We start from the raw sequence: 7,135 nt of genomic DNA on the forward strand, positions 1-7,135 counted from the left end.
CGGCTCAAATTATCCATCGAGCGCGCGTGGGTTATTGCTATGTGGACCGCCTATGGGGGCGAATGCGCCGAAGAACATCTGCAGCAGATCCTGCGTTTCGGTGCCGCCTAGTCCCGCGCCGAACAGGACGGTCTGCGCTTCTGCTGCGGAACCTTCGATCTCGTACACCGTGGCGTACCGGTAGGGGGTCGGCGCGTCGCTGGCATATTCATAGCGCTGCGCGCTGACGAACCCTGGTAGGGCAACCACCTCAGGGATGTGTGTGTCGGAGTACCACTCGTTGAACTCGGCATCCTTGCCGTCCACGGCGTTTACTAGCGCAATCAGGATCTCGCGGGGTGAATTCGTTGAACCGGTCATGATGGTCGCTTTCTGTAGGGGGGCCGGAGAGCGGGCGTGCGGGTGCACATCCGGGGCAAGGTGTTCGCTGCGCACATCGCGTCGCGGAATGAAGGCGGCGACGAGACCAAGTGCGAACGCGCCGTTGAACCGCTCGCCAGGGGAGACGGGGGAGCCGCCAGTGGTGATGCCGGAGCGAGGAAGAGGAAGCCGATCGCCCCGATCCACGCGCGTGCGGGGCGAGCCTGCCTGTGTCATGGGCGAAGCCGTCGTGCGCGGATCGGTTGGGTGTTTGCGTACGACAAGTGTGTTTCTGTTTGAGGTGAGCCAGTCAGCGGGGAGATCGTAGTCTGCTGCCATTTTTTGGGCTATTGACACTGTCAACAGTTTTGGTCGTCGTACCGGGTCGTACGTCGGTCGGATCGGGCTGGATCCCGCATCTTTCCGCGGGAGCCCAGTATTTGCAGGGGCTGGCGTGGGTGGATGATCGCAAAGCCTCCGCCACCCGCTACACGCGGGGGACGCGGCCGGAGATCTCGGGCGCCTGGGCTGGACCCCGGGGCCCGATCGTGTCGGCGTCGCCCTCAGGCCGGGAGCACGCGATGAAGTGTTCGACGAGGGGTTCGTGGCCTCCTGCGCGGACCACGACGGAGAGTTCTACGAGGTCGACGCGTTTGCGCAGTTCCCGCCAGGCGAGGCCGGGGGGCTGCTGCCGGGCGGAGGATTCGGGGGCGAGGGTGACTCCGAGGCCGCATTGGACCATGGCCAGTTGGGAGTTGATGGAGTTGGCGTAGTGCTGGGCTTCCGGGCTGAAGCCTGCCTGGCGGCAGGCGGCCACCAGTTCGTCGTGGTAGTCCGGGGAGATGTGCCGTGGCAGCCACACCCATGGCTCGTCACGGAAGTCTGCGAGGCTGACAGGTCCCTCGCCGTCCGCGAGTGGGTGGTGTTGGGGCATGGCGACGACGAAGTGGTCCCGGCGCAGGGGCACCGATTTGAGGCGCCGGCCCGTGGCGGTTTGACGGATGATGGCTACGTCCAGTTCCCGTCGCTCCAGCGCGTCGCGCCCGTGGTGGGAGTCGATTTCCCGGACCTGCAGTTCCACGAGCGGCCGGGATGCGCGGAAGCGGTGCAGGATCAGGGGCAATGTTTCGGTGAACGCCGAGGTGACGGCGCCTATGCGCAGCGTCCCGGCCAGGCCGCCGGTGGCGAGGGCCGCGATTTCGCGGGCACGTTCGGATGCTCCCACGAGCAGTCTGCATTGCTCCAGGAACAGCTGCCCGGCGTCAGTGAGCAGCACGCTGCGGCTTGACCTGTTCAACAGTGTGAGGCCCAGCTGGCGTTCCAGTTGCAGGATGGCCTGGCTTAGGGGTGGCTGGGACATTTTGAGTCTGTCCGCTGCGCGGCTGAAGTTCAGTTCTTCGGCCACGGCGATGAAGTACCGGGCCTGCCTTACTTCCACCACTGGATCTAGTCGCCTTTCGTCTTCCAGCTATACCTGATTAGACCTTCACTCTATCAACGGTGTCAGGTGTACTTGGGGCATGACCCTTTCAAACACCTCCCTGCTTGCCGGGTACGCGGAGCTTGATTCCGCGGCCGTTTCGGACGCCCTGGACGCCCTGGAGCTCCAGCCGGGCCAGGCCGGTTTCCTGCCGGTCTGGGGCCACCCGAAAATTGTCGGTTTTGCTGTCACGGTCCAGCTTGAGCCGTACGTCCCCGGACCGTCCGGTGCGCACATCGGCTCTGCCGCGGTCGCCGCTGCGTCCGATGAGAACGTGATCGTGGTGAACAATGAGGGCCGGACCGATGTCTCCTGCTGGGGCGGGCTCCTGAGCCTGGGCGCGGCCCTGAACGGGGTCCGCGGTGTGGTGGCCGACGGCGCCTGCCGCGACGTGAACGAAGCCCGCGAGATGGGCTTCCCCGTTTTCGCCAAGGGACGGATCCCGGCCACCGCGCGCGGCCGGCTGCAGCAGAAATCCACCGGCGAACCCGTCCGGCTCGGCAACGTCACCGTCACCCCGGGGGATGTGGTGTTCGCTGACGAAACCGGCGTCGTCGTCGTGCCCCGCGCCCACGCCGAAGAAGTCCTGGAAAAGGCCCAGGCCGTGGCGGAACGGGAACGCGGCATCGCCGCGGACCTGCGCGCCGGCGTCGCACTCCATGAAGCCATGCGCGACGCGCGCCTGGCCGGAACCACCGAGGAACACTGATGACCACCACCACCTCCGACATCGCCGCCCGCCTGAAGGCGATCCCCACAGCCTCCATTTCCGACGCCATGGATTCCCTCGGCATCCACGGCACCCTGCACGGCCTGGCCCCGCTGACCTACGACTTCCGCATCGGCGGGCCCGCCTTCACCGTCCAGTACGAACCGGCCGGCTCCGAACGCGGCAGCGTCGGTGACTTCCTGGACGACGTCCCGCCCGGCGCCGTCGTGCTCATCGACAACCAGGCCCGCACCGACGTCACCGTCTGGGGCGGCATCATGACCGAAATCGCCGCAGCCCGCGGCATCGGCGGAACAGTCATCAACGGCGTCTGCCGCGACCTGAACGCGGCCCTGCGCCAGGACTACCCGCTGTTCAGCCGCGGCCGGTTCATGCGCACCGGCAAGGACCGCGTCCGGCTCGTCGCGATCAACACCCCGGTGACCATCAACGACGTCGAAATTTCCCCGCTGGACATCATCTGCGGAGACGCCGACGGCGCCCTCGCCGTCCCCGCAGCCCGCGCCGAAGAGATCGCCGGGATCGCCGAACGCATCGAAGATATCGAAGCCCGCATCATCGAGGCGGTGAAGGCCGGATCAACCCTGGTCCAGGCCCGCGCCGACCTCGGCTACCACGACCTGCAGACGAGGAAATCATGACCAACGCAGCCGGAGGACACTCCGCAGCCACCCTGTATGAAGCCGCCAAACTGCCGTGCGCCTGCGACCCCGGCCTGCGCGCAGCCTGGCTCGGAGCCAAAGTCGCCGGCCCGGCGTACACCGTCCGCGGCATCGGCGGGGACAACCTCGCCCTCCACAACGCCGTCCTCGCCGCACCCGCGGGCAGCGTCCTGGTCGTCGACCTCCAAGGTGCCGCCCACGGCCATTGGGGCGAAGTGCTCGCCGTCGCCGCGCAGCACCGCGGCATCGCCGGGCTCGTCGTCGACGGCGGTGTCCGCGACTCCGAAGAAATGGCAGCCATGAACTTCCCCGTTTTCGCCCGGCACGTCACCGTCGTCGGGACCGTCAAGGACTACCCCGGCGACCTGGGCTCTCCGGTCCGCGTTGGCGGCGTCGTGGTCCACACCGGCGACCTGGTCGTCGGCGACGCCGACGGCGTCGTCGTCCTGCCCCAGGACTCCGCCAACGCCATCATCAGCCGCGCCGACCAGCGCGTCGCCGACGAACACCGGATCATCGCCGACATCCGCGCCGGCAAAACCAGCCTCGAGCTCTACAACCTGCGCGCTGAAGGGAACTGGAGGGCATGAGCATCGCCGTGGAACGGATCATCAGCAGCAGCCGCCGGCCCAAAACCCTGGGCGCCGGCAAGCCCGGGGCCATTTCCCTGGCCATGGGCGAACCGGACTCCGGCACCCCTACAGCCATCGTCGAAGCAGCCGTGAACGCCTTAACCTCGGGCCGGACCCGCTACGCACCGATGGCCGGCTCGCCCGAGCTGCAGCACGCCATCGCGCAGCACACCTCCGCCAAGTACGCCCGCCCCACTTCCGCGGAGGAGATCGTGCTCACCCACGGCGGCAGCGCGGGACTCGCAGCGACCATGCTCGCCCTGATCAACCCCGGGGACAGGATCCTGATCCCGGAACCGACCTACTCCCTCTACGCCGACCACGCAGCCATGATCGGGGCCGAAGTCATCTGGGTCCCCAACCTCGCCGACGGCTCCCTGGACCTGGACACCCTCCATCAACAGGCGGCGGACGCCCGGATGATCGTCCTGTGCAACCCCGGAAACCCCACCGGCCGCGTCTACCCTGACACCGACCTGCACCGGCTCGAACAGCTCCTCCAGGACACCCCCAACCTGCTGCTCCTGGCCGACGAAGCCTACGCAGACATCACCTTCGACGGCGGTACCTTCACCTCGGCCCTGACGCTGGCCCGCGCCCGGGGCCAGGTCATCTGCTGCAGCACGTTCTCCAAAACCTACGCCATGACCGGCTGGCGCCTGGGCCACGTGGTCGCACCGGTGGAACTGGCCAACAGGATCAACACCATCCACCGCACCATCAACGGGCCACTGAGCACCTTCATCCAGGACGCCGCCCTGACCGCACTGGAAATCCCCGACGCAGACCTCCAGGCCGCCGCCTCCTACCAGCAACGGCGGGACATCGTCCTCGACCTCCTGTCCGGACTACCCGCGGTCGAAATGCTTCCGCCCCAAGGTGCCTTCTACGCCTTCCCCAAAATCAACTCATCCCTGACCTCTGACGAGATGGCGGCGCGTTTTGCCGAGGCCGGGGTCCTGGTCCGGTCCGGCAGCGAGTTCGGCCCCTCCGGCGAAGGCCACATCCGCATCTCCTTCGCCACCGACGTCGAAAGCCTGAAGGAAGGCCTCGCCCGCTTCGCCTCAACGCTGAAGGACCTGGTGTGAAGCGCCGGCCCAAAACAGGCCCTACGCACGAGCACCGATACTTTGGGCTGGACGGCCCGCCGGGCCTTGATCCGCGAAACACCATAATTTGAAGGAAGTAGCCTTGACCATCACCAACACGCTGACCAGGCGCTGGATGCCGCTGACTATCGACGGCACGGACGTGCGGCTTTCCTGTTTCAGCAGGGACGGCGCGGGTCTTCCCATCGTGTTCCTGCACGGCTTCGGTTCCACCAAGGAAGACTACGCTGACGCTGCGCTGCATCCGGCTTTCGCCGGCAGGCCGTTATTCGCTTACGACGCCCCGGGCTGCGGCGAGTCCGAGTGCTCCGAGCTGGACAGGATCTCCATCCCGTTCCTTGTTCGGACGGCATTGGCCGCATTGGCCGCGCAAGGCATCGACCGGTTCGACCTCGTGGGGCATTCAATGGGCGGACTGACCTCGCTCATGCTCGCTCACCAGGAACCCGAACGGGTGGCCAGCTTCACCGACATCGAAGGAAATGTCGCACCCGAAGACTGCTTCCTCAGCCGCCAGATCTTCCTTCACCCGCACGAGGACCCGGACCAGTTCCAGGAGGACTTCATTGCCCGGAACTGGGCCGCCCCCTTCTATTCGAGCCCGCTGTACGCCACAAGCGTCCGCTACAAAGTGCGGGCCGGAGCGGTCCGAGGCATCTTCGAATCCATGGTGGACCTGTCCGACAACGCAGACCTGATGAAGAAGTTCCTGGCCCTGCCGTTCCCACGGATGTTCATGTACGGCGAGCAGAACAAGACCCTCAGCTACCTTCCCCAGCTTGCAGCACATGGCGTGGAACTCGCCGAGATACCGAACAGCGGCCACTTCCCCATGTACTCCAACGCCCCGGAAATGTGGCTCAGGATCGCCGACTTCCAGGCACGGGCCAATGACTTCTCACCCGCCACGCAGACCGCCCGCGCCTGACCACTCCGTCGGCACCACAGCTCCGTCGGCACCATAGCGCCAGAGCAGCGGGCGCGGCGGTCCGTCTCAGCAATGATGGCTGCCTGACGCTCACGACTGTCCATCAAGGCGCGTATCCGATGAGCACAAGGCGGGCCCGGAGGCCGGCCTTGTACTTTGGCATCAGTGAATTGCCGACTGCCCGGACGGCGCGGGGTGGAATTCGTTGTCCTTCGACGAAACTTCGAGCCCAACCGTGACCACGCGCTCGAGGTGCCAGCCGACAGCTGGTACCACCTGCTCTGCGACGAAGGCTAGCCAGGCTCAGCCGGCTTTGTATTTGCGGGCTCGGCTCAAATCCATTTCGGGGCGGCCGGCACCTGTTCCAGTACCTGGTTGTCCCGGGCGGCGGTGACGCCGGTGGTCCCGCGGCCGGTGGCCCATTGGACGAGGGCGGGCAGGGGTCCGGTGATGGTTGTTTGGTTTGCGGCGTTGGTGTCGCCGAGCGCCGGGTCGGTGCCCGTGACTTTGACGAGCAGCCCGATGTCCGTGCCGCGGGCGTGCCAGGCGCCGGTTACGTCCTTGAGCAGGCGTTCCAGGACGGGGGCCGGGATATCGCTGAAAGTGGCGCCGTTGTCGAGGTCGATGGCGTGGATCCAGACTTCGCGGGTGCGCATCCAGACTGTTTCCTCCGCCGGGACGGTGCGGCCCTGGGCTGTTTTGACTTTGTGGTGCCAGGCGTCGGCGGGGAGGTCGCGCCATTCGACGTTGAGGTGCACGGCGGAGTGGTCGAAGAGGTGCCGGAGCGCGATCGGGGAGAGGGTGGCGCCGAAGTTGATTTCCTGGTTGCGGGCTTCGGGGGAGGAGTACATGGGTGTTTCGATACCGGTGGCCGCCCATTCGATCAGCCGGGCGATCGCGCGGGCGTTGTAGCCGACATGGGCGGTGATGTGGCGGCGGGTCCAGCCCGGCAGCAGCGAGGGCCCGTCCAGGTCCGCGTCGGTGAGTTCGTTGAGTTTGCGGGCGAAGAACGCGGTGCCCCGGCGCGCCTGCAGCAGGGACTGCAGGAGCGCCGGGTCGGTGGTCTGGTCGGTGCGGGCGGCCATCAGGCTTCCTTGACCACACGGTTGTTCAGGGTGCCGAGTCCGTCGATGGTGGTGACCAGGACCTGGCCGTCCTGCAGGTACCGCTTGGGGTCCTGCGCGTGGCCCACCCCGCCCGGGGTGCCGGTCGCGATCACATCCCCCGGGTTCAG

At 66.7% G+C, this 7,135-nt stretch carries 9 protein-coding genes; 5 read left to right on the forward strand and 4 right to left on the reverse strand.

From position 1 onward, the window contains the following. Positions 1 to 9: 9 nt before the first annotated feature. Together J2X42_RS13045 and J2X42_RS13050 are read right to left on the reverse strand one after the other, a co-directional pair. Entirely contained in the window at positions 10 to 699 is a 690-nt protein-coding gene (locus J2X42_RS13045) for a DUF4286 family protein (protein ID WP_310165758.1), read from the reverse strand. A 148-nt stretch (positions 700 to 847) separates the two neighbouring features. Then, complete coding sequence (locus J2X42_RS13050) at positions 848 to 1,801, reverse strand: LysR substrate-binding domain-containing protein (RefSeq protein WP_310165760.1); 954 nt, start codon at positions 1,799 to 1,801, stop codon at positions 848 to 850. Positions 1,802 to 1,880: 79 nt separating this feature from the next. Here J2X42_RS13050 and J2X42_RS13055 point away from each other — a divergent pair, with 79 nt between their 5' ends. The 5 genes from J2X42_RS13055 to J2X42_RS13075 all read left to right on the forward strand — a co-directional run bounded on the left by J2X42_RS13055 (position 1,881) and on the right by J2X42_RS13075 (position 5,901). Beyond that, positions 1,881 to 2,549 (forward strand): RraA family protein, encoded by a 669-nt coding sequence (locus tag J2X42_RS13055; protein WP_310165762.1) that lies wholly within the window; start codon positions 1,881 to 1,883, stop codon positions 2,547 to 2,549. After that, on the forward strand, positions 2,549 to 3,211 hold the full coding sequence (locus tag J2X42_RS13060; RefSeq protein ID WP_310165764.1) for an RraA family protein: 663 nt from the start codon (positions 2,549 to 2,551) through the stop codon (positions 3,209 to 3,211). Before J2X42_RS13055 ends, J2X42_RS13060 begins: the two co-directional genes overlap by 1 nt. Further along, positions 3,208 to 3,822, forward strand: a complete 615-nt coding sequence (locus tag J2X42_RS13065; RefSeq protein ID WP_310165767.1) for an RraA family protein — start codon at positions 3,208 to 3,210, stop codon at positions 3,820 to 3,822. The genes J2X42_RS13060 and J2X42_RS13065 overlap by 4 nt, the downstream gene beginning before the upstream one ends. Next, positions 3,819 to 4,952, forward strand: coding sequence for a pyridoxal phosphate-dependent aminotransferase (locus J2X42_RS13070; RefSeq protein WP_310165769.1), 1,134 nt, complete (start codon positions 3,819 to 3,821; stop codon positions 4,950 to 4,952). The genes J2X42_RS13065 and J2X42_RS13070 overlap by 4 nt, the downstream gene beginning before the upstream one ends. 103 nt (positions 4,953 to 5,055) lie before the next feature. Beyond that, positions 5,056 to 5,901, forward strand: coding sequence for an alpha/beta hydrolase (locus J2X42_RS13075; RefSeq protein WP_310165771.1), 846 nt, complete (start codon positions 5,056 to 5,058; stop codon positions 5,899 to 5,901). Positions 5,902 to 6,233: 332 nt separating this feature from the next. Here the strand turns inward: J2X42_RS13075 and J2X42_RS13080 are convergent, their stop codons facing one another. Both J2X42_RS13080 and J2X42_RS13085 read right to left on the reverse strand, forming a co-directional pair. Next, positions 6,234 to 6,986, reverse strand: coding sequence for a maleylpyruvate isomerase family mycothiol-dependent enzyme (locus J2X42_RS13080; RefSeq protein WP_310165773.1), 753 nt, complete (start codon positions 6,984 to 6,986; stop codon positions 6,234 to 6,236). Next, on the reverse strand, positions 6,986 to 7,135 hold a 150-nt coding region (locus J2X42_RS13085; RefSeq protein ID WP_310165782.1), incomplete at its 5' end, for a fumarylacetoacetate hydrolase family protein. The genes J2X42_RS13080 and J2X42_RS13085, both read right to left, overlap by 1 nt.

The sequence above is a fragment of the Arthrobacter sp. BE255 genome (assembly GCF_031457335.1).
In the GTDB taxonomy this organism is placed as follows: Bacteria; Actinomycetota; Actinomycetes; order Actinomycetales; family Micrococcaceae; genus Arthrobacter.

What these genes read in the sequence shown, in the direction of transcription:
- J2X42_RS13055 (WP_310165762.1), top strand. Translation starts at nt 1,881, where the DNA reads ATGACCCTTTCAAACACCTCCCTGCTTGCCGGGTACGCGGAGCTTGAT.
- J2X42_RS13080 (WP_310165773.1), bottom strand. Translation starts at nt 6,986, where the DNA reads ATGGCCGCCCGCACCGACCAGACCACCGACCCGGCGCTCCTGCAGTCC.
- J2X42_RS13060 (WP_310165764.1), top strand. Translation starts at nt 2,549, where the DNA reads ATGACCACCACCACCTCCGACATCGCCGCCCGCCTGAAGGCGATCCCC.
- J2X42_RS13045 (WP_310165758.1), bottom strand. Translation starts at nt 699, where the DNA reads ATGGCAGCAGACTACGATCTCCCCGCTGACTGGCTCACCTCAAACAGA.
- J2X42_RS13065 (WP_310165767.1), top strand. Translation starts at nt 3,208, where the DNA reads ATGACCAACGCAGCCGGAGGACACTCCGCAGCCACCCTGTATGAAGCC.
- J2X42_RS13070 (WP_310165769.1), top strand. Translation starts at nt 3,819, where the DNA reads ATGAGCATCGCCGTGGAACGGATCATCAGCAGCAGCCGCCGGCCCAAA.